This is a genomic window from Caulobacter ginsengisoli (genome assembly GCF_030814835.1).
Classification (GTDB): domain Bacteria; phylum Pseudomonadota; class Alphaproteobacteria; order Caulobacterales; family Caulobacteraceae; genus Caulobacter; species Caulobacter ginsengisoli.
In genome coordinates, this window is the sequence record NZ_JAUSVS010000001.1 from 671,396 (window position 1) to 691,507 (window position 20,112).

23 protein-coding genes are annotated in these 20,112 nt (G+C 68.5%); 14 read left to right on the forward strand and 9 right to left on the reverse strand.

Annotation, left to right across the window (positions count from 1 at the left end; translation table 11 throughout):
* The 5 genes from sufC to QO010_RS03345 are packed head-to-tail and all read left to right on the forward strand — an operon-like array spanning position 1 to position 3,736.
* Positions 1-747 (forward strand): Fe-S cluster assembly ATPase SufC, encoded by a 747-nt coding sequence (gene sufC / locus QO010_RS03325; protein WP_307345899.1) that lies wholly within the window; start codon positions 1-3, stop codon positions 745-747.
* Positions 744-1,784 carry a Fe-S cluster assembly protein SufD gene (gene sufD / locus QO010_RS03330; protein WP_307345902.1) on the forward strand — a complete coding sequence of 347 codons (1,041 nt, stop codon included), beginning with the start codon at positions 744-746 and terminating at the stop codon, positions 1,782-1,784. Before sufC ends, sufD begins: the two co-directional genes overlap by 4 nt.
* Positions 1,774-2,991, forward strand: a complete 1,218-nt coding sequence (locus QO010_RS03335) for a cysteine desulfurase (RefSeq protein ID WP_307345904.1) — start codon at positions 1,774-1,776, stop codon at positions 2,989-2,991. The genes sufD and QO010_RS03335 overlap by 11 nt, the downstream gene beginning before the upstream one ends.
* Before the next feature lie 5 nt (positions 2,992-2,996).
* Positions 2,997-3,356 carry an SUF system Fe-S cluster assembly protein gene (locus QO010_RS03340; RefSeq protein WP_307345907.1) on the forward strand — a complete coding sequence of 120 codons (360 nt, stop codon included), beginning with the start codon at positions 2,997-2,999 and terminating at the stop codon, positions 3,354-3,356.
* A gap of 2 nt (positions 3,357-3,358) precedes the next feature.
* Positions 3,359-3,736 (forward strand): HesB/IscA family protein, encoded by a 378-nt coding sequence (locus tag QO010_RS03345; RefSeq protein ID WP_307345910.1) that lies wholly within the window; start codon positions 3,359-3,361, stop codon positions 3,734-3,736.
* Here QO010_RS03345 and QO010_RS03350 read toward each other — a convergent pair.
* A complete protein-coding gene (locus QO010_RS03350) occupies positions 3,733-4,521 on the reverse strand; it encodes a lysophospholipid acyltransferase family protein (protein ID WP_307345912.1) in 789 nt (262 codons plus the stop codon). The genes QO010_RS03345 and QO010_RS03350 overlap by 4 nt on opposite strands.
* Before the next feature lie 9 nt (positions 4,522-4,530).
* Entirely contained in the window at positions 4,531-5,112 is a 582-nt protein-coding gene (locus tag QO010_RS03355) for a TetR/AcrR family transcriptional regulator (protein WP_307345915.1), read from the reverse strand.
* Between the two features lie 60 nt (positions 5,113-5,172).
* On the opposite strand from QO010_RS03355, the gene QO010_RS03360 reads away from it, so the two are divergent.
* Positions 5,173-5,562, forward strand: a complete 390-nt coding sequence (locus QO010_RS03360) for a TfoX/Sxy family protein (RefSeq protein ID WP_307345918.1) — start codon at positions 5,173-5,175, stop codon at positions 5,560-5,562.
* On the opposite strand, the gene QO010_RS03365 is transcribed toward QO010_RS03360, so the two are convergent.
* Positions 5,563-6,366, reverse strand: a complete 804-nt coding sequence (locus QO010_RS03365; protein WP_307345921.1) for an enoyl-CoA hydratase/isomerase — start codon at positions 6,364-6,366, stop codon at positions 5,563-5,565.
* 90 nt (positions 6,367-6,456) lie between these two features.
* Positions 6,457-7,512 (reverse strand): GGDEF domain-containing protein, encoded by a 1,056-nt coding sequence (locus QO010_RS03370; protein ID WP_307345923.1) that lies wholly within the window; start codon positions 7,510-7,512, stop codon positions 6,457-6,459.
* Positions 7,513-7,707: 195 nt separating this feature from the next.
* Here QO010_RS03370 and QO010_RS03375 point away from each other — a divergent pair, with 195 nt between their 5' ends.
* Both QO010_RS03375 and QO010_RS03380 read left to right on the forward strand, forming a co-directional pair.
* Entirely contained in the window at positions 7,708-9,141 is a 1,434-nt protein-coding gene (locus QO010_RS03375) for a coniferyl aldehyde dehydrogenase (protein ID WP_307345925.1), read from the forward strand.
* Positions 9,142-9,214: 73 nt separating this feature from the next.
* The gene (locus tag QO010_RS03380) at positions 9,215-9,553 is read left to right on the forward strand and encodes a hypothetical protein (protein WP_307345929.1); all 339 of its coding nucleotides are present in this window, start codon (positions 9,215-9,217) and stop codon (positions 9,551-9,553) included.
* Between the two features lie 23 nt (positions 9,554-9,576).
* On the opposite strand, the gene QO010_RS03385 is transcribed toward QO010_RS03380, so the two are convergent.
* Positions 9,577-11,274 (reverse strand): DEAD/DEAH box helicase, encoded by a 1,698-nt coding sequence (locus QO010_RS03385; protein ID WP_307345931.1) that lies wholly within the window; start codon positions 11,272-11,274, stop codon positions 9,577-9,579.
* 166 nt (positions 11,275-11,440) lie between these two features.
* Here QO010_RS03385 and QO010_RS03390 point away from each other — a divergent pair, with 166 nt between their 5' ends.
* The gene (locus QO010_RS03390) at positions 11,441-11,815 is read left to right on the forward strand and encodes a hypothetical protein (RefSeq protein WP_307345934.1); all 375 of its coding nucleotides are present in this window, start codon (positions 11,441-11,443) and stop codon (positions 11,813-11,815) included.
* Between the two features lie 103 nt (positions 11,816-11,918).
* A complete protein-coding gene (locus QO010_RS03395) occupies positions 11,919-12,290 on the forward strand; it encodes a hypothetical protein (protein WP_307345937.1) in 372 nt (123 codons plus the stop codon).
* A gap of 58 nt (positions 12,291-12,348) precedes the next feature.
* Here the strand turns inward: QO010_RS03395 and QO010_RS03400 are convergent, their stop codons facing one another.
* The 4 genes from QO010_RS03400 to QO010_RS03415 form a co-directional block, all read right to left on the reverse strand.
* Positions 12,349-12,738 carry a hypothetical protein gene (locus QO010_RS03400; RefSeq protein ID WP_307345939.1) on the reverse strand — a complete coding sequence of 130 codons (390 nt, stop codon included), beginning with the start codon at positions 12,736-12,738 and terminating at the stop codon, positions 12,349-12,351.
* Positions 12,739-12,749: 11 nt separating this feature from the next.
* Positions 12,750-14,798: a DNA topoisomerase IV subunit B gene (parE, locus tag QO010_RS03405; RefSeq protein WP_307345941.1), complete on the reverse strand. Its 2,049-nt coding sequence runs from the start codon at positions 14,796-14,798 to the stop codon at positions 12,750-12,752.
* Positions 14,799-14,890: 92 nt separating this feature from the next.
* Positions 14,891-16,249: an amidohydrolase family protein gene (locus tag QO010_RS03410; protein ID WP_307345943.1), complete on the reverse strand. Its 1,359-nt coding sequence runs from the start codon at positions 16,247-16,249 to the stop codon at positions 14,891-14,893.
* Positions 16,246-17,709: an amidohydrolase gene (locus tag QO010_RS03415; RefSeq protein ID WP_307345945.1), complete on the reverse strand. Its 1,464-nt coding sequence runs from the start codon at positions 17,707-17,709 to the stop codon at positions 16,246-16,248. Before QO010_RS03415 ends, QO010_RS03410 begins: the two co-directional genes overlap by 4 nt.
* A 101-nt stretch (positions 17,710-17,810) precedes the next feature.
* Here QO010_RS03415 and QO010_RS03420 point away from each other — a divergent pair, with 101 nt between their 5' ends.
* From QO010_RS03420 to QO010_RS03435, 4 genes are read left to right on the forward strand one after another with little or no spacing between them, the layout of a single operon-like run.
* Positions 17,811-18,188, forward strand: a complete 378-nt coding sequence (locus QO010_RS03420) for a PadR family transcriptional regulator (protein WP_307345949.1) — start codon at positions 17,811-17,813, stop codon at positions 18,186-18,188.
* Positions 18,185-18,751 (forward strand): HAAS signaling domain-containing protein, encoded by a 567-nt coding sequence (locus QO010_RS03425; RefSeq protein ID WP_307345951.1) that lies wholly within the window; start codon positions 18,185-18,187, stop codon positions 18,749-18,751. Before QO010_RS03420 ends, QO010_RS03425 begins: the two co-directional genes overlap by 4 nt.
* Positions 18,752-18,811: 60 nt before the next feature.
* Complete coding sequence (locus QO010_RS03430) at positions 18,812-19,165, forward strand: Kazal-type serine protease inhibitor domain-containing protein (protein WP_307345954.1); 354 nt, start codon at positions 18,812-18,814, stop codon at positions 19,163-19,165.
* 38 nt (positions 19,166-19,203) lie between these two features.
* Entirely contained in the window at positions 19,204-20,079 is an 876-nt protein-coding gene (locus tag QO010_RS03435; RefSeq protein ID WP_307345957.1) for a hypothetical protein, read from the forward strand.
* Positions 20,080-20,112 lie beyond the last annotated feature (33 nt).

Consider the following 20,112-nt stretch of genomic DNA (forward strand, 5'->3'; position numbering starts at 1 on the left):
ATGCTTTCGATCAAAAACCTCCACGCCAGTGTCGGCGGAACCGAGATCCTCAAGGGCCTGACGCTCGACGTCCCAGCCGGCGAGGTGCACGCCATCATGGGGCCCAACGGCGCGGGCAAGTCGACGCTGTCCTACGTGCTGACCGGCCGCGAGGGCTATGAGGTCACAAAAGGCTCGGCGACCCTGGACGGCGAGGACCTGCTGGCCCTGGCGGCCAACGAGAGGGCGGCCCGGGGGGTGTTCCTGTCATTTCAGTATCCCCTGGAAATTCCGGGGGTTCCGGCCCTGACCTTCATCCGCACGGCCCTCAACGCCCAGCGCAAGGCGCGGGGCGAGCCCGAGGTCGCGGCGCCGGCCTTCCTGAAGCTGGCCCGCGAGAAGGCGGCGGCGCTGAAGATCGATTTTGACATGCTCAAGCGCGCCCTCAACGTCGGCTTCTCCGGCGGCGAGAAGAAGCGGATGGAGATCCTGCAGATGGCGATGCTGGAGCCGCGCTTCCTGATCCTGGACGAAACCGACAGCGGCCTGGACATCGACGCCCTGAAGATCGTCTCCGAGGGCGTCAACGCCCTGCGCAGCCCCGAACGCGGCATGCTGGTCATCACCCACTACCAGCGCCTGCTCGACCACATCCGCCCCGACCGGGTGCATGTGCTGTCGGCGGGCCGCATCGTCGCCTCCGGCGGCCCGGAACTGGCGCTCGAGCTGGAGCGCGAGGGCTACGACAAGTACGCGAGAGCCGCATGAGCCTGGCGACCGCCATCAAGCTCGGCGATCCGACCCAGCTCCCGTCGCGCCGCGACGAGGACTGGCGCTGGACCGACCTGCGCGGCCTGATCCGCCAAATCCCGCCGTCGGCCGAATGGGCCGAGGTCGGGGAGGGCGGGCCGTTCGCCGCCATCGAGGCCGAGGAATTCGTGGTCTCGAACGGCCATATCGAGGGCTGGAATGCCGTCGTCTCGGAAGGCCCTGCCGATATCGCCCGGCTGCGGGTGGTCGCCACCGAGGCGTCCAGCAATCCGGCGACGGTCTTCGTCACTGTCCGCGCCGGGACCAGCCTGCTGTTGCTGGAGACCTATGAGGCCCTGGCCGACGGCGCGCTGACCAACGTCGCACTTGAGGTCGAGGTCCAGGCCGGCGGGCGGTTGGAACGCGTCGTGCTGGCCGCCGATGGCCCCGACAGCGTCACCGTCTCGACCGCCAAGGTGGCGTTGGGCGAGGGGGCCATCTTCGCCCAAACCGTGCTGACCAGCGGCGCCCGCCGCCAGCGGCTGGAAACCCAGGTGGCGCATCCCGGCGCCTTCGCCTCAGTCCGCATGGACGGCGCCTATCTGCTGGCCGACAAGCGCCATGCCGACATCACCACCGTCGTCACCCACCAGGGCGTCGACGGGACCACCGAGCAACTGGTCAAGGGTGTGGTCAACGACCAAGCCCGCGGCGTCTTCCAGGGCCGTATCGTCGTCGCCCACGGCGCTGACCGCACCGACGCGCGGATGGGCCACCACGCTCTGATCCTGTCGGATAAGGCCGAGGTCGACGCCAAGCCCGAGCTGCTGATCAACGCCGATGACGTCGCCTGCGCCCACGGCAACACGGTGGGCGCGCTGGACGAGGAAGCCATCTTCTACGCCCGCCAGCGGGGCATTCCCGAGGCCGAGGCCCGCGCCATGCTGACCCTGGCCTTCGTCGAAGAGGTCATCGACCGTATCGGCCACGACGGCGCCCGCGAGATCGCCCGCGCCTGGGCGCACCGCCAGCTGGGGGCCTCCGATGGCCTTTGACGCCGAAGCCATCCGGGCCGAGTTCCCGATCCTGTCGCGGCAGGTGAACGGCCATCCGCTGGTCTATCTGGACAACGCCGCCTCGGCCCAGAAGCCGCGCGCCGTCATCGATGCCCTGACCGGGGCCATGCAGGGCAGCTACGCCAACGTCCATCGCGGCCTGCACACGCTCGCCAACGAAACGACAGAAGCCTATGAAAAGACGCGGGAAACTGTCGCCCGCTTCATCAATGCACCGAGCCCCCAGGACGTGGTCTTCACCAAGGGCGGCACCGAGGCGATAAACTTGGTCGCCGCCTCCTTCGGCCTGTCGCTGCAGGCCGGCGACGAGATCATCGTCAGCCAGATGGAGCACCACTCCAACATCGTCCCCTGGCACCTGCTGCGCGAGCGCAAGGGCGTGGTCCTGCGCTTTATCCCCGTCACCGAGACCGGCGAGCTGGACCTGGCCGGTTTCAAGGCGCTGCTGAACGAGCGCACCCGGATGGTGGCCATCACCCACATGTCCAATGTGCTGGGAACCATCAATCCGATCAAAGAGATAATCGCCGCAGCTCACGCGGCCGGCGCGGCGGTGCTGATCGACGGGTGCCAGGGCGTGGTGCACAGCAAGGTCGACGTCCAGGCCCTGGACTGCGACTTCTACGTCTTCACCGGCCACAAGCTCTATGGCCCGACTGGCGTCGGCATCCTCTACGGCAAGACCGAGCGGCTGGCCGCCATGCCCCCCTACCAGGGCGGCGGCGAGATGATCGGCCAGGTCAGCGAGAGCGTCATCACCTACGCCGACCCGCCGCACCGCTTCGAGGCCGGCACCCCGCCGATCCTGGAAGTCATCGGCCTGGGCGCCGCCATCGAATGGGTCGAGTCGCTGGACTTCGAGGCGGCGCGCCTGCACGAGCACGCCCTCTATGACCGGGTCATCGAGCGGCTGGAGGGCGCCAACTGGCTGCGGGTGATCGGCCAGGCGCCGGGGAAGGGGCCCATCCTCTCCTTTACCGTCGAGGGCGCCCACGCCCACGACATCGCCCAGATCCTTGACCGCTACGGCGTCGCCGTGCGGGCCGGGACCCATTGCGCCGAGCCCCTGATGGCCCGTTTCGGGATCACTTCGAGCGCTCGGGCTTCCTTCGCCCTATATAACACCCTGGCAGAGGCCGACGCGTTCGTGGACGCGCTGGTCAAGGCCCAGAAGTTCTTCAGTTGAGGCCCATGGACGACGCAGCCGCCATCACCGAGACGCCCACCCCGCTGACCCAGGCGGAGCTGGACGTGATCACCGACCAGCTGGTCGAGAAGCTCAAGACCGTGTTCGACCCGGAAATCCCGGTCGACATCTATGAGCTGGGCCTGATCTACAAGGTCGACGTCTCGGACAGCAAGGACGTGGCCATCGACATGACCCTGACCGCCCCGGGCTGCCCGGTGGCCGGCGAGATGCCGGGCTGGGTCGAGGACGCGGTCATGGAGCTGGAGGGCATCCGCTCCTGCACCGTCGATCTGGTGTTCGATCCGCCTTGGGATCCCTCGCGGATGTCCGACGAGGCCAAGCTGCAGTTGAACATGTTCTGACCATGGAAATCACCCGCACCCGCCGTCCCCGCCCCAAGGTCGTCACCCTCAGCGACGCCGCCGCCGCGCGCGTGCGCGAGATCATGGACCGGGCCGAAAAGCCCTATGCCGGCCTGAAGGTGGGCGTGAAGAACGGCGGCTGCGCGGGCCAGGAATACACCCTCGACTATGCCGAGGCAGCCGGACCGCTGGACGAGGTGGTCGAGGACAAGGGCGTCACCATCCTGGTCGACCCCAAGGCGATCCTGTTCCTGATCGGCACCGAGATCGATTACGAGACGACGAAGCTGTCGTCGAAGTTCGTGTTCCGCAATCCGAACCAGACCGATGCGTGCGGGTGCGGGGAGAGCGTGACGATCGTGCCGGCGAGCGAGGCTTAAGCCGCCGCCGCTTCCTTCGCGGCCATCTTCTTCAGCTCGTCCGGCGTCGGGACCAGCACCGAGGGCTTCACGGCCTCACCCGTCGCCATGGCGATCAGCTCCTGGCTCCGGCCCTCGACCACGGCCGTCAGCCGCTTGAGGAAGGCGTTCTTGTCGTCGCCCACCTCCATGGCCGGCAGGAATTCGATGGTCGCCACGCCCGGCGTCTTCTTGAAATCGGTCTGGCGCCAGAAGCAGCCCAGGTTGGTCGCCACCGGCACCACCGGCAGGCCGAAGTCGCGGGCCATGAAATAGACCCCCGAGCGGTAGCGGAAATGCTCGCCGGGCCTGGCCAGGTTGCCCTCCGGATAGATCAGGATGCGCCGGCCCTCGCGCGCCACCTCGGCGGCGGTCTCGACCAGGGCCTTGCGGGCTTCGGGGCCGCCGCAGTTGTCGACGATGATCGCCCCGAACTTGCGCAGCACCGCCCCCATCAGCGGGAAGCGCTCCATATGGTCGCCGGTCACGAAGCTGAGGTTGTCGACATTGGCGAACATCACGAAGCCGTCGCCCCAGCTGTGGTGCTTGGCGGCGATGATGAAGGCGCCGTCGGGCAGGTTCTCGCGGCCGCGCAGGTCGACCTTGATGCCGGCCAGCGCTCGCATCCCCCACAGCATGCGGCGGGTGTAGAGCTTGATCGCCGCCGTCATCGGGCCTCGCCCCGGGGCCAGGGCCAGCAGGGCGGCCGACAGGGTGTAGAAGATCGAGGCGACCCAGTAGTAGGCCGAGAAGAGGAAACTGCGCATTGGCGTCCTTCAGCGGGCGAACAGCACGGCTTGGATCGCCGCGGTGAAGAGGGGGCAGTGGGCCGAGAGCGGGTCGTCGCCGATCCGGCCATAGGCCTTGTTCTGGGCGGTCTGGCTGATCACCCCGATACACATGGCCGCCAGCACCCGCGGGTCGGCCGGGGGCAGCTCGGCGGCGATCATGGCCTGCTTGATGATCTTCTCCACCGTGGTGACCGGATCGCGGCCATCTTCCTGGTAAAGCGGAACGAAACGGTGAACCTGGGTCAGGTGGTAGGAAAACAACAGCCAGTCCTCGTCGGCCACCTCGCAATAGGCCCGGGCGATGGCGGCGGCCTTGGCGCGGATGCCGACCGCCTGGGCCGAGGCCTCCTCGATCAGGGTCGACAGGCGGCGATGCACGCCCATGAACAGGCTGATGGCCAGTTCGTCCTTGGAGCGGAAATGGCGGTACATGGCCCCTTCCGAGACCCCCGCCTGGGCTGCGATCAGCTTGGTGGTGGCTCCGTCGACCCCATGGCTGACGAAGACCTCGAGGGCCGCCCGTTCGATGAGGGGTTTGGCGTTGGTGGCGCGCGGTGTTCCAGTCATGATGGGGTTATGACTCACATCGCCGAACTATGCAAGTGAATATTCACTCACGTATTCGTCATGGCCGTTAGCGAGGCCATCAAGGGCCAGGCCCGGGAGCTGTTCAGCGACCTGGGCGAGGTCGCCATCAAGCTGATGTTCGGCGGGGCGGGACTCTATATCGACGGGATGATGTTCGGGCTGATCGCCGGCGAGGTGGTGCACCTCAAGGTCGACGACGAGACCGAGGCGGCCTTCATCGAAGCGGGCTCGGCGCCGTTCATCTTCCTGATGAGGGATGGCCGCCAGGCGCCGCTGCGCTACTGGCGCCTGCCCGACGTCGCGGCCGACGATCCGGAGGAGGCGGCGCGCTGGGGGCGGCTGGCGCTGGACGCGGCGCTGCGGGCCAAGCGCCCGAAGAGCAAGGCAAAGGCCAGAGCCGATATCGGCCCTGGCCCCTGGGATGGCTAGTTAGCGCCCCTTGAAGGCCGCGACGCGCTTCTGCAGGAAGGCGCTGACGCCCTCGACGAAGTCCTCGGTCTTGCCGGCGATCTTCTGAGTGCGGCGTTCGGCGTGCAGCTGGGCGCCGAAGTGGGCGTCCAGGCTGTCCCACATCAGCCGGCGGATATGGCCCAGCGAGGCAGGGCCATTGGCCAGTTCGACCGCCAGGGCCTTGGCCGTGGCCATCAACTCGGCGTCGGGGACGACGCGGTTGACCAGACCCCATTCCAGCGCCTTGGCCGCGCCGATCTTCTCGCCCAGCAGGGTCATTTCCATGGCCCGGGCCCGGCCGATCATGCGTGGCAGCAGGTAGGTCGAGCCGCCGTCCGGCACCAGACCGATGCGGCGGAAGGCCTGCAGGAAGTAGGCGCTCTCGCCGGCGACGATCAGGTCGCCCATCAGGGCGATGGAGCAGCCGACGCCGGCCGCCGCGCCGTTGACGGCGGTGACCACCGGGACTGGCATGTCGCGCATCAGGGTGATCAGCGGGTTGTAGACCGTCTCCAGCGCCCGGCCGGCGTCCGGCTTGCCGTCGACGTCGCTCTGACGGCCGGCGGCCCCGCCGCCCGACAGGTTGGCGCCCGAACAGAAGCCGCGGCCCTCGCCGGTGACGATCACCGCCCGGGCGGCGACGATGCCCGAAGCGACGCTCTGCAGCGCATGGGTCATTTCCTCGGCCAGGTCGAGGCCGGCGGCGTTCATGGTGCCGGGGTCGTTCAGGGTGACGATGGCCACGCCGTCGGCGACCTCGAGCTTGATCTTGGTGTAGTCCATGGGGTTCCTCGCGCGTGCGGCCTCTTGCGGCGAGGCTAAACGCGAATAACGCGGGGGAACGCCAGAGAAAAATGCGGAGGGCGGACGGCCTCAGGCCGCCGCGACGATCCGTTCGCCGTTGGTGACCCGGTTACGGCCGGTGCGCTTGGAGGTGTAGAGGGCCGAGTCGGCCCGTTCCATGGCGGCCAGGGCCGGTTCGCCGACCTGGCGCTGGGCCAGGCCCGCCGAGATGGTGACGGTGCCCAGGTCCTCGTTGGTCGAGCGGCGCTTGAGCGTGCGCGAGGCGACCTCGTGGCGGATCTCTTCCAGGCAGGACTCGACCAGGGCGGCGTCCTCGTTGGGGAAGATCATGGCGAATTCCTCGCCGCCGTAGCGGGCGGCGAAGCGCGGCGGGGCGCCGATGCGGCCGATGACGCTGGCGACATAGCGGATGACCTGGTCGCCGGTCTGGTGGCCCCAGGTGTCGTTGAAGCCCTTGAAATGGTCGATATCCAGCACCGCCAGGGTGAGGATGGTCCCGGCCGTATCGGCCTCGGCGCAGGCCCGGTCGAGCTCGTCGTCGAAGGCCTTGCGGTTAGCGAGGTTGGTCAGGCCGTCGGTGGTGGCGTCGCGGCGGACCTGTTCCAGGTGCTCGCGCAGGCGGTTCACCTCGGTGGTGGAATCGTCGAGGCGCTTTTCCAGCGACTTGTTCTCGCGCTGCACCCGGCGGGTGGCGGCGGACAGCTCGTCGACCATGGCCTTGAACGAATTGGCGTCGGTCGTGGTGGTCAGGCCCTTGGAGGCGCCGGCCAGGGTCTGGCCGTAGGACTGGTTGGACTTCTGGGCTTCGCGGATGGCGGTGGAGACGGCGGACAGTTCCTTGGACAGCTGATCCCCGGCGTCGCGGATCTGGTCGTTCAGGCGGACCTTGGCCAGGTAGGCGGCGGCCAGTTCCTCGCAGACCGTCTCGGTCAGGGCCTCGCCCTCGGACAGCAGGCGGCCCAGTTCGCGGGCCAGCGGCCCTTCAGGATCGGCGACATAGTGGGTCCACAGCTCGAAATTCAGAGCCGTCGGCCAGACCTGATGGCGTTCCATCAGTTCCATGGCGGCCCGCGCGACCTTGTAGGCTTCCGGTCCGCGCAGCGTCGTTTCTACATCGCCAGACATCAATCATCTTCCCCCGAGCCGGCGTGCACCTTCTACGCGCCCAGCATGTGGACCCTCAGGTTAGGTCGGGAACTCAAAACGCAGGGTTAAGATAACGACGGTCGCTTGCTCTTCCGTTGGGACAGTGGGTTAGTTATCGCGGATAATATTGCCGCACCGGCTGACAGAGCCGGGCAGGGGAAGAGACAAGACGCCATGACCGCCACATCTGAGACGATGAACGCCCTGTTGGCCCGCCAGAAGGCCGCCCACCTGCGCGACGGGCCCCTGAGCGCCGAGGCCCGTATCGACTGGCTGGATCGCTGCATCGGCCTGCTGGTCGACCACGCCGACGAGATCGCCGCGGCGCTGAACAGCGATTTCGGCAACCGCTCCAAGGACGCCACTCTGCTGACCGACATCTCCGGCTCGATCGGGCCGCTGAAGTTCGCCAAAGAGAATCTGCGCAAATGGATGAAGCCTGAGAAGCGCAAGACCTCGCCCGCCATCCTGGGCCTGTTCGGCGCCAAGGCCGAGATCCAGTACCAGCCCAAGGGCGTGGTCGGGGTGATCAGCCCCTGGAACTTCCCGATCAACCTGACCTTCGCGCCGCTGGCGGGTGTCATCGCGGCGGGCAACCGGGCGATGATCAAGCCGTCCGAGTTCACCCCCGCCACGTCCGAGCTGATGAAGACCATGTTCGCCAAGGCCTTCTCAGAAGAGGAGATCGCCGTGGTCGTCGGCGGGCCGGAGGTCGGGCAGGCTTTCTCGAGCCTGGCCTTCGACCACCTGATCTTCACCGGCGCGACCTCGGTGGCCCGTCACGTCATGCGGGCGGCGGCCGAGAACCTGGTGCCCGTCACCCTGGAGCTGGGTGGCAAGAGCCCGGTCATCCTGTCGCGCAGCGCCGACATGGCCACCGCTGCGGCCCGGGTGATGAACGGCAAGACCCTCAACGCCGGCCAGATCTGCCTGGCCCCCGACTATGTCTATGCGCCGGAGGAGAAGCTGGGCGAGTTCGTCGAGGCGGCCAAGGCTTCGGTGGCCAGGATGTTCCCGACCCTGAAGGACAACCCCGACTACACCGCCGTGGTCGCCCAGCGGCACTATGACCGCATCATGGGCTATCTGGACGACGCCCGGTCCAAGGGGGCCGAGATCGTCGAGATCAATCCGGCCAATGAGGACCTGTCGCAGCAGGAGCATCGCAAGATCGCCCCGACCCTGGTGCTCAACCCGACCGACGACATGAAAATCATGCAGGAAGAGATCTTCGGCCCCGTCATGCCGGTGAAGACCTATCGCCAGGTCAGCGAGGCGGTCGACTATATCAACGGCCGCGACCGGCCGCTGGGCCTCTACTGGTTCGGCTCGGACGAGACCGAGCGCGACATGGTGCTGACCCGCACCACCAGCGGCGGGGTGACGGTCAATGACGTCATCTTCCATGTCGCCCAGGAGGAGCTGCCGTTCGGGGGCGTAGGGCCCTCGGGCATGGGCAGCTATCACGGCCATGACGGCTTCCGCGAGTTCAGCCACCGCAAGTCGGTCTACAGCCAGCTGAAGAAGGATATCGGCCCGCTGGTCGCCATGCGGCCGCCGTACGGGGCCGGGTTCCGCAAGGCGATGGCCGGGCAGATCAAGCGCTGAATTTGAGTTCCGCCGCCGTCAGCCCATATTCATGTTCGACGGCGCAGTGTCGGCCGTCACTTTGGAGACGACCATGACCCGCTTTGCGCCCCTCGGGGTGCTGCTCTTCGCGACCCTCGCCGGATCGGCCACCGCCGCCGGCGCGCCGGACTGGCATGTCCAGGCCCGCTGCATCGCCGCCTACGAGGCGGCGGCCAACGGCCTGGAGGACCAGGGCGGCCAGGCCGCGCTGGTCAAGCGCTACGACGGCAACCGCGAGAAGACGTCGCTGGCGCTGGCGACGCGGTCGGATTTGCCCTCGTCGGCTGAGGCCGATGCGGTGAAGAAGGCCGAGGCCAGGCGGCTGGGCGGGCTGTCGGCCGACGAGGCCGTGAGCGCCGCCAAGGCGTGTGACAAGGCGCTGGGGTACTAGACCCTCGCTGGGGATGCGGAGTTTTACTCTTCCGCCGACTTCGAAATCGGCGCGGCCCGCATCAGAAACGCCGGGGTGTCCGAGCCGAAACCCACGACCTTGCGGCCGTCGTCGTCATCGCGGTCGCGGCGGTGATCGCGGTCGCGGTCTCGGCCGCCGCGGTCTCCACGGCCTTCGTCGCGGGACGGCCGGTCGCGGCTGCGTTCGGGGCGCTCGGCGCGGATGGGTTCAGCGCGGGCCGGCTCGGCGGCGCGGGGCGCGGCTTCAGCGGCCGGAGCGGCTTCTTCACGACGCGGGCGACGCTCGCGGCCACGGGAGGAACGCTCCTCGCGCGGCGCACGCTCTTCGCGAGGCGCTCGTTCTTCACGCGCAACCGGTTCAGCAGCGGCGGCGATCGGCTCCACCGGGGCCGGTTCGCGGCGCGCGGGACGCTCCACCGGCTCTTCCGGCGTGCTGATGGCTTCCATGCCGACCGTCGAGGTCTCGGAGGCCGGGCGACCCCGGCTGCGGTCGCGGTCCTTGTCGCGGCCCCGCTCACGGGAAGCCTTGTTGGCGACCTTGTGGCGCTCGTCGGTCTTGGCGCTGGCCCAGTCGAGGTCCAGCGTCAGCACTTCCGGCGACTGGCCGATCAGCTTGAGCACCTTGTCGAGGTTGCGGTCATCGGCCGGGGTGACGATCATGAAGGTCTGGCCGGTCTTGCCGGCCCGGCCCGTGCGCCCGATGCGGTGGACATAGTCGTCCGCGTGGTGCGGGACGTCGTAGTTGAAGACGTGGCTGACGTCCGGGATGTCCAGCCCGCGGGCCGCGACGTCCGAGGCGCAGAGCAGGCGAAGCTCACCCTTGCGGAAGGCCTCCAGGGTGCGCATTCGGGTGGCCTGGTCCAGGTCGCCATGGATCGGGGCGGCGTCCAGGCCGTGGACCTTCAGCGACTTGGCGACGATATCGACCTCGGCCTTGCGGTTGCAGAAGACGATGCCGTTCTTGACATCGTCCCGGTCGATCAGGGCCCGCAGCGCCAGGCGCTTGGCCTTGGGGTCGCTCGAGGGGATCTTGACCAGGATCTGCTTGATGGTGTCGGCGGTGGTGGCCGGCCGGGCCGCCTCGATGCGGATCGGGTCCTTGAGGAACTGCTTGGTCAGCCGGGTGATCTCGGGCGGCATGGTCGCCGAGAAGAACAGGGTCTGGCGCTTGGGCGGGGTCAGCTTGAAGATGCGCTCGATGTCGGGGATGAAGCCCATGTCGAGCATGCGGTCGGCTTCGTCGACCACCATGATCTGCACGCCGGTGAGCAGCAGCTTGCCGCGCTCGAAGTGGTCGAGCAGGCGGCCGGGGGTGGCGATCAGCACGTCGACGCCGCGGTCCAGCTTGGTTTCCTGGTCGCCGAACGACACGCCGCCGATCAGCAGGGCCCAGGTCAGGCGCTGGCCCTTGGCGTATTTCTCGAAGCTGGCGGACACCTGGTCGGCCAGTTCGCGGGTCGGGGCGATGACCAGGGCGCGCGGCATGCGGGCCCGGGCCCGGCCCGAGGCCAGGCGGTCGATCATCGGCAGGGTGAAGGCGGCGGTCTTGCCGGTGCCGGTCTGGGCGATGCCCAGGACGTCACGGCCGGCCAGGGCGACCGGGATGGCCTGCTCCTGGATCGGGGTGGCGGTGGTGTAGCCGGTGTCAGCCACCGCCTTGAGGGTGAGGGGGGATAGCCCCAGGTCAGCGAATTCAGTCATCGATTGGGTAAATACCGTTCGCGCCGCCTTGGGCGGGGGCGAATCCTAAAAAGGGCGCGGACGAACGCCGTCCGGCGGCCCGGAACATAGGGATAGACGCTTGCAAGTCAACGCATGGGCCCGATTATGCGTTTCACAGCACCCGTTGCTTCAAAAGTGAGCGTTCATGATCCGCAGGCCCGCCCGGCATCTTCTTCTGACCATTATCGCGCTGAGCCTGGCGCTGCCGGCGTTCGCCCTGACCCGGGCTGACTTGGAACCGGCCTTCAAGAACACCGTCGTCACGACCTATCCCAGCGGCCGGACGGCCAGGCTGTGGCTGAACCGCGACGGCACCTATGACGCCACCCGCACCAATGGCGAGCGGACCAGCGGCACCTGGCAGATCAAGGGCGACAAGATCTGCATGACCCAGGACAAGCCGTTCCACTTCCCGCTCTCGCTCTGCACCATCGTGCCCAAGGGCGGGGTGGGGACCAGCTGGGCCTCCAAGAGCATCAAGGGCGAGCCGGTCCGCAACACCCTGGTTGCCGGCCGCTGATCGCCACCTAGTTAAAGGTTAACGAGGGCGCGGACCTGTGCTTACAGTGCGGGTCTTCGCCTGTCGGGCGAACTGACAACCAACAAATCGGGTGGAAACAATCATGCGTCTTCTCGCGAAAGTCGCGGCCTGCAGCCTCATGCTCGCCGCTCTGGCCGGCCCGGCGATGGCCGCCGACGCCATGGCCTCGGCCTATGGCAACACCGTCAGCGTCACCTATCCCGACGGCACGACCGTCAAGCTGTTCATCGAGGCGGACGGCACCTACACCTCGACCGGAGGTCCCAGCGGCGACACCATGGGCGCCTGGGCGATCAAGGGCGGCCAGACCTGCTTCACCCAGACCAGCCCCGAGCCGCCGGCCGGCACGAGCCCGTCCTGCAGCCCGACGGTCACCAAGAACGTCGGCGATACCTGGACCGCGCCCGGCCAGGGCGGCGCGACGGCGACGATCACCATCACCGCCGGCCGCTAGGCTTTCATTTCCAGGGTGGAGAAGCGGCCCATTCAGGGCCGCTTCCTTCATTTCAAGCTCAGGGCGCGGCTTCGTAGGTCACATCGACACCGCCAACCCGCGCTGACTGTTCGAAGATGCGGGCGCCTGTCGCGTATCGGACAAGCAGGTGGTTGGGAGACAGCCAGCGCAACTCCGCCCATGGACCGCCCCACGCGCCGGACCGCGCCGCGCCGTGTCCGGTGTCGGCTCTGAACAGGTTGCCGGGCCCGCTTGGCTCCTTGTCCGGGCCGATCAGCGAAATCTGCGTGGAATAGCCCGTCGTCGCGCCGCAGTTCCGCTCGAAGATGACCGCGCTGACCTTGCCGTCGGGAGATGTGGCCCGGCTTACGACATCATTGGCGCAACCGTCGGAACAGCCCCCCAGGATGGCCAGCAAGCTTGCGGCGAGGACGAGGGGGGCTTGCATGACCTTTCCGCTCAGATGTCGACGTCCGCCGCCGCGAACTCGGCGTTTTCCTGGATGAAGCGGAAGCGCAGCTCTGGCTTGCGGCCCATCAGGGTCTCGACCAGCGCCTCCACCGCCTCTTCCGAGCGGGGCAGGGTGACCCGGGCCAGGGTGCGCTTGGCCGGGTCCATGGTGGTTTCCTTCAGCTGGGCCGGCATCATCTCGCCTAGGCCCTTGAAGCGGCTGATCTCGGGCTTCTTGCCCTTGAACTCGGTGGCCAGCAGCTCGTCCTTGTGGGCGTCGTCGCGGGCGTAGACGCTCTTGTTCCCATGACTCAGCCGATAGAGCGGGGGCAGGGCGAGGTACAGGCGGCCGGCCCGGACCATCTGCGGCATGGTGCGGTAGAAGAAGGTGATCAAGAGGCTGGCGATGTGGGCGCCGTCGACGTCGGCGTCGGTCATGATGACGATGCGCTCGTAGCGCAGCTCTTCTTCCTTGAACTTGGCCCCGCCCTGGACGCCCAGGGCCAGCATCAGGTCGCTGAGCTCCTTGTTGGCGCCCATCTTCTCGCCGGTGGCCGAGGCGACGTTGAGGATCTTGCCGCGCAGGGGCAGGATCGCCTGGGTCTTGCGGTCTCTGGCCTGCTTGGCCGAGCCGCCGGCGCTGTCGCCCTCGACCAGGAACAGTTCGGCCCCGTCGATGGCCCCGCCTGAGCAGTCAGCCAGCTTGCCGGGCAGGCGCAGCTTGCGGGTCGCCGAGGCCCGGGCCACCTCACGGTCCTTGCGGCGCTTGAGGCGGTCCTCGGCCCGCTCGATGACGAAGTCGAGCAGCGCCCGCGCCACCTTGGGGCTGGCGGTCAGCCAGTGGTCGAAGGGATCGCGCAGGGCAGTCTCGACCAGCTTCTGGGCGTCCGAAGAGGAGAGGCGCTCCTTGGTCTGGCCCTGGAATTCGGGATTGCGGATGAAGACGCTGATCAGGGCGCCGGCGTTGGCGATCACGTCGTCGGCGGTGATCAGCCCGGCCTTCTTCTCGTTGACCAGTTCGCCATAGGCCTTGAGGCCCCGGGTCAGGGCCGCGCGCAGGCCGCTTTCATGGGTGCCGCCCTCGGGGGTCGGCACGGTGTTGCAGTAGGACTGCAGGAAGCCGTCGGCCTCGCCAAAGCCCTGCGGCGTCCAGCTGATCGCCCATTCCACGGCGCCGGCCTCGCCGGTGCGCTCGATACGACCGGAGAAGGCCTCGGGAGTGACGGTTGCGATGCCCTTGGTCCGCTCGGCCAGGAAGTCGGCCAGGCCGTTGGGGAAGTGGAAGGTGGCCTCGGCCGGGGTCTGGTCCTGGATCCGGGAGGGATCGCACTTCCAGCGGATTTCCACGCCGCGGAACAGATAGGCCTTGGAGCGGGCCATGCGGTAGAGCCGGGCCGGGCGGAAGGCCGCGCCCTCGCCGAAGATCACCGGGTCGGGCAGGAAGCTGACCGCCGTCCCCTTCTTTCGGGAAGGGCCCATCTGCTCGAGTTTGCCCACCGGCTTGCCGCGCGAGAACACCTGCCGGTGTTCGAAGCCATCGCGCCACGAAGTAATCTGAACGCGCTCGGAGAGGGCGTTGACCACGCTGACCCCAACGCCATGCAGGCCGCCGGAGGTCTCGTAGGACTTGCCGGAGAACTTACCGCCTGAGTGCAGGATGGTCATGATGACCTCCAGCGCCGACTTGTCCGGATACTTGGGGTGCGGATCGACCGGCATGCCCCGGCCGTTGTCGGTGACGGTCAGGGTTCCGTCGGCGTCGAGATGGACCTCGATCAGCTTGGCGTGGCCGGCGACGGCCTCGTCCATGCTGTTGTCCAGCACCTCGGCGAACAGGTGGTGCAGGGCCCGCTCGTCGGTGCCGCCGATATACATGCCCGGCCGCTTGCGCACCGGCTCCAGGCCTTCCAGCACCTCGATGTCGCTGGCGGTGTAGCCGCCGGGCGTCTTGGCGACAGCCGGCCGCGGCTCATGGCTCTCGGCCAGGGGCGAGGCGGGCGGGGGATTGAGGGCGTCGTCGCCGAACAGGTCGAAGCTTGCGGGAGCGGGTTTGGACATAAGCGGAACTCTAGTCGATTCGAGTCCGTCCTATGCGACCCAACCGCACCCGAGGGCAAGGACCGCCGCAGCGACCCTTTGCCCCCGGCCGGCTATCGATACTGCACCGGATAGCCGTTGTCGGGCTTGGCGTAGCGATCGCGCAGCTGCTGGGCGCGGCTGGTCATCGGCTGCTGGGTCCCGCCGATGAAGACGGCCGTGGGCCAGGATTGGGTGTCCAGCGGGTCGCCGCTCCAGATGACCACGTCCGCTTCCTTGCCGACCTCCAGCGAGCCGACGCGGTCGGCCATGCCCCAGGCCTTGGCGGGGTTCAGGGTCACCGCCGCCAGGGCCTGCTGCCAGGTCATGCCGTAGGGCACGCTCATGCCGGCGTTGAAGCGGGCCTGGCGCAGGTTGTTGAAGTCGCGGCTGCCGGCGATCACCACCAGGACGCCGGCGGCCTGCAGCCGGGCGGCGTTGTCCAGGCGCGAGCCCAGGGTCTCGAACTGGTCGGGGAGGTCCGCCTCGGTGTCGATGATCACCGGCACGCCGGCGGCGGCCAGGTCGGCGGCGACCAACCAGCCCTCCTCGGCGCCTTCGATGATGATCTTGATCTTCTCGTCGCTGGCCAGCTTGAGGGCCTGGCGGATGTCCGAGGCGCGGTGGACGCGGATCAGCAGGGGGATCCTGCCCTGAACCACCGGGACCAGGGCCTCCAGATCGACCCGCGAGAGGCCGAAGTCGCGGGTGGCGCCCCGGTCATAGGCGGCGCGGTTGTTGTTGAAATCGCGGGCGTCCTGCAGGGCGGCGCGGACCAGCACCAGCGAGGCGCCGCGCGAGCCGCCGGCGTTGGCGGCTCCGGCCTGGCCGAGGTCGAGGGCCACGGCCACCCGGGCCTTGACCAGCGGGTCGGTGTCGCTGGCGTCCAGGCTGACAATGGCCGCCTGGCCGGCGAACAGGCGCGGATCGCCCTTGCCGCCGCCACCGCCGCCTTGCAGCAGACCGGCGTCGGCGCTGCCGCCTTCTTCCTGGTCTTCGCCATCGCCGCCACCGGTGAGGGTAGGAGTGACCACCACGCGGGTGACGCCGCCCTGGCGGGCCAGCGGGATCAGGGCCGAGGCGGGGTTGATGCCGTAGCTGATGTCGAACCCGGCGCTGAGCTGGGTTCCGGACCCGTCGTCGCGGGTTTCCTTGATCAGGTCGACCTCGGTCACCGTCAGGTTGGTCGAGGGCGAGATCAGGCCAGGCGTCACCACCCCGCCCTGGGCGTCGACGATGCGGGCGCCTTCGGGAACCTTCACGTCGGCGCCGACCGCGGCGATGCGGCCGTCCTTGATCACCAGCGTGCCGGACGGGATCGAGCCCGCCTTGCCCACGGTCTCGATACGGGCGTTGACGATGGCTACCGTCTCGGCGGCGGCGGGGCCGGCGATCAGCAGGGCCGCCGCGGCTGCGAAGAGGAACTTTCTCATGGGATGAAGGCCCCTTCGCTGGGCTGGCCGAGCTCGAAATCGGACTTGGGCTGGAAGCGCTTGTCTTTGCGGTCGAAGGCCAGGCCGCCGTCGATATAGACCTGATCGGCCACGGCATAGATGCTGAACGGATCGGCGCTCCAGATCACCACGTCGGCGCGCTTGCCGACCGTGAGGCTGCCAGTCTGGTCGGCGATGCCCATGGCCTTGGCCGGGTTGAGGGTGATCCAGGCGATGGCGTCGGCGTCCTTGATGTCCAGCCCGATGCGCCGCCCGGCGGCCATGGCGATGCCGGCCTCCTGGTTGAGGTGCTGGGTGATGATCGGATCGTCCGAGTGGATGACCACGCAGGCCCCCGACTTCCAGGTCAGGGCGGCGTTGGCCTCGATGCCGTCATAGGACTCCATCTTGAAGCCCGCCCAGTCGGCCCAGGTGGCGATGCAGATGTCGTTCTCCTTGAGGAGATCGCCGATCTTGTAGGCCTCCGAGGCGTGGTGGAACATCGAGATGTGGAAGCCGAACTCCTTCGAAATGTCGATCATCGTCGCCATCTCGTCGGCCCGGTAGCAGTGGTTCTGGATCAGGATCTTGCCGCGCAGCACGTCGGCCAGGGTGTCCAGGCCCAGGTCGCGCTTGGGGGCGTCGGCCTTGTCGCCCTTGGCGACCTTGGCGCGGTAGTCGTCCCATTTGCGGCGGTAGTCGGCGGCGTCGATCCAGGCTTTCTTGTAGCCGTAGACATTGCCCATCGCCGTGGAGGGGCCCCGGCCGCGGCTGCCATAGACCCGCTTGGGGTTCTCGCCGCAGGCCATCTTCACGCCATAGGGCGCGCCGGGGAACTTCATCCCCTGCATGGTGATCGAGGGCACGTTGCGCAGGGTGACCGAGCGGCCGCCGATCAGGTTGCCTGACCCGGGGAGGATCTGCAGGGTCGTGACCCCGCCGGCCCGGGCGCGGTCGAAGCCGGGATCGGCCGGCCAGACCGAGTTCTCGGCCCAGACGTAGGGGGTGGTCGGGTCGGTCAGCTCATTGCCGTCCGAGCGTGAGCTGACCGAGGGCGAGGGATAGACGCCCAGGTGGCTGTGGGCGTCGATGACGCCCGGCGTCACCCAGCGGCCCTTGGCGTCGATGATCTGGACGCCGGCGGGGAGGGGGGTGTCGGGGCCGCCGACCGCGGCGACCTTGCCGTCGACCAGCACCACGACGCCGTTGTCGATCTGCTTGCCGTCGCCCGTCAGCACCGTGCCGCCGACAATGGCCGTCGGCCGCGAGGGCAGGGGCTTGTAGGTGGACGGAAAGCCGCTGGCGGTGTCCGGATCCAGCCCCGTGGGCAGCGGCTTGTTGTCGGCCGGCTTGCTGGGGGTGGAGTCAGCAGTTTTGGTCGTGGTGGGGGTGGTCGCGCAGCCGATCAGCAGGCTGGCGGTTACCCCGGCGGCGAGCGCCGCCCAAAGTCTGGATTTCATGGCCCATCCCAACTCAACAGGCGCGCAACCTGACCCGCCAGCGCGGACGGATCAAGGGCCGACTTGACAGTCCGGCTTCGCACGTTATCTTGCAATACAAGATGACAGACAAAACAAGCCCAGACGCCGGCCTCGCCGCCGGGCCGGAAGGCCGCAAGGCCCAGCTCCTCAAGGGGTTGGCCGAGCTGGCCCTGCTCAGCCTGCTGAAGGACCGGGCCCATTACGGGCTGGAGATTCTCGACCGGTTGCGCGCCGAGGCGGGTCTCGATCTGGCCGAGGGGACCATCTACCCGCTGCTGCATCGCCTGGAGCGGGGCGGCCTGGTGGCGGCGGAATGGCGGATGGAGTCCGAGGGGGCCCGGCCCCGCAAATACTATCAGCTGACCGACGCCGGACGGGCGGAACTGGTCAGCCAATCGGCCGAGTGGCGGCGCATCGCGACCAGCCTGACGGCCTTCCTGGACAGGAGTGGCGCATGACCATTCAGTATGACGAAGACCTGGTGGCCGGCTGGCTGCGCCGTTTCAAATGGGCCCTCAAGCGCATGCCCTCGCCCGAGCGCGAGGACATTGTCGCCGAGACCCGCGCGCACCTGCATGAGCGCATGGCCGGCGGCCTGACCGCCGTCCAGGCCCTGGCCAATTTCGGCGCGCCCGAAGCCTATGCCGGCAAGTTCCTGGACGAGATGTATCTGTCGGCGGCGGCGGGCTCCCAAAGTTGGAGCGACAACCTGCGGGCCGTGGCGCGGTTCGCCACCCGCAGCGGCGTCGCCTTCGTGGCCATCTTTGTCGTGCTGATGGTCGGCAGCCTGGGCCTGGGCTTCCTGATCGCCGGGGTGTGGAAGATCTTCGACCCCGCCCATGTCGGGATGTGGGTCGGCCCCAGGGACTTCGCGCTGGGCGTGGTCGACCATCCCGAGGCCTCCCGCGAACTGCTCGGGAACTGGATGTATCCGCTCTGCGCCGCGGCCGTCGCCTTGGCCTGGTTCATCTGCCGGGGCGTGCTGCTCTGGGCCGTGCGGATCCTCGCGCCCAAGGCCTGAGCCGGGTGGCGGAACCGGACGCGGGGGCGCATGGTTACCGCCTCTGACACGGAGGACGCCATGACCGGTTGGATGAAGGCCTTTGCATCGGCGGCCCTGTGCGTGGCCCTGCTGGGCGCCTGCCAGACGGACGCTGGCGGAAGCGCCCCGCCCGGCCGCGACAACCGCAGCGAGGGCCAGATGTGCGGCGGCATCGCCGGCTTCCAGTGCGCCACGGGTCTCTACTGCGAGATGAAATCCACGGAGTGCCGGGTGATCGCCGACGCGGCGGGGGTCTGCAAGAAGCCCACCCGGATCTGCCCGATGATCTACAAGCCGGTCTGCGGTTGCGACGGCAAGACCTACGGCAACGCCTGCCAGGCCGGCGCGGCGGGGGCGAGCGTCGCCAGCGAGGGCGCCTGCAAGGCCGACTGACCGCTTTCCACGCCCAGATTGGGTTGGGATAAGGGGCGATGGGCGAGGGCAGGGACCAGAGTGGGCTGGGCGGCGCGCGGATTTCCGTGATCCGGGGCCATCCGCGCCTGGACGAGGCCATCCGCCATGCCGCCCGCGGCGCGCTCGACCTGGCCCGCGAGCCGGGCGGGCTGGGCCGGCTCTATCGCGACAACGGCTCGCACATGATCATGGTCATCGCCCTGGCAGAGCATTTCACCAAGCCCGGGCTGACCGCCATGCGCTTCAAGGCGCTTTGCCACGAGGCGGGGCTGGGCAGCCCCGGCCGGGCCGGCGCCCTGGCCGCCCAGCTGCTCGATCGCGGCGGCCTGGTCGAGGTCCGGTCCAGCCGCGACCGCCGGGAACACCGCCTCAGGCCCACCCCCGAACTGCTGGCCTTCATCCAGGCCCGCATCCGGGTCGATGTCGAGGCCGCGGCCCTGGTGCAACCGGGTGTCGCCGAGGCCCTGGCCCGCTTCGACGAGCCCGCCTTCCATCCGACCTACTACGCCGCCGTCGCCCGCACGATGCGCCAGCATGGCCGGCGGCTGGGGGTGCTCGAGCCCGAGCTGGCCCTGTTCTTCGACCGCACGGCCGGCACGCTGGTGCTGCTCGACCTGCTGGTTTCGGTCCCCGAATGGCCGCCGGGCGTCGTCGCGCCAGTCTCGGTGTCGGACTGGTCGGGGCGGCTGGGCGTCTCGCGCAGCCACCTGCTCAAGCTGCTGCGCGACGCCGACGGAGCCGGGCTGATCGCCTGGCGTTCCGCCGAACATGAGGCGGTGCTCTCCGGCCGCCTGATCGAGGCGGTGCGCGACTTCTTCGCCTTCTTCCTGTTCGGGATCGCCTTCGTGCTGTTCGACGCGCTGCGCGACCAGCCCCGGCCGGCTGGGACCTAGGCGGCCAGATTTTTTAGACTCGCCATTTCCCGA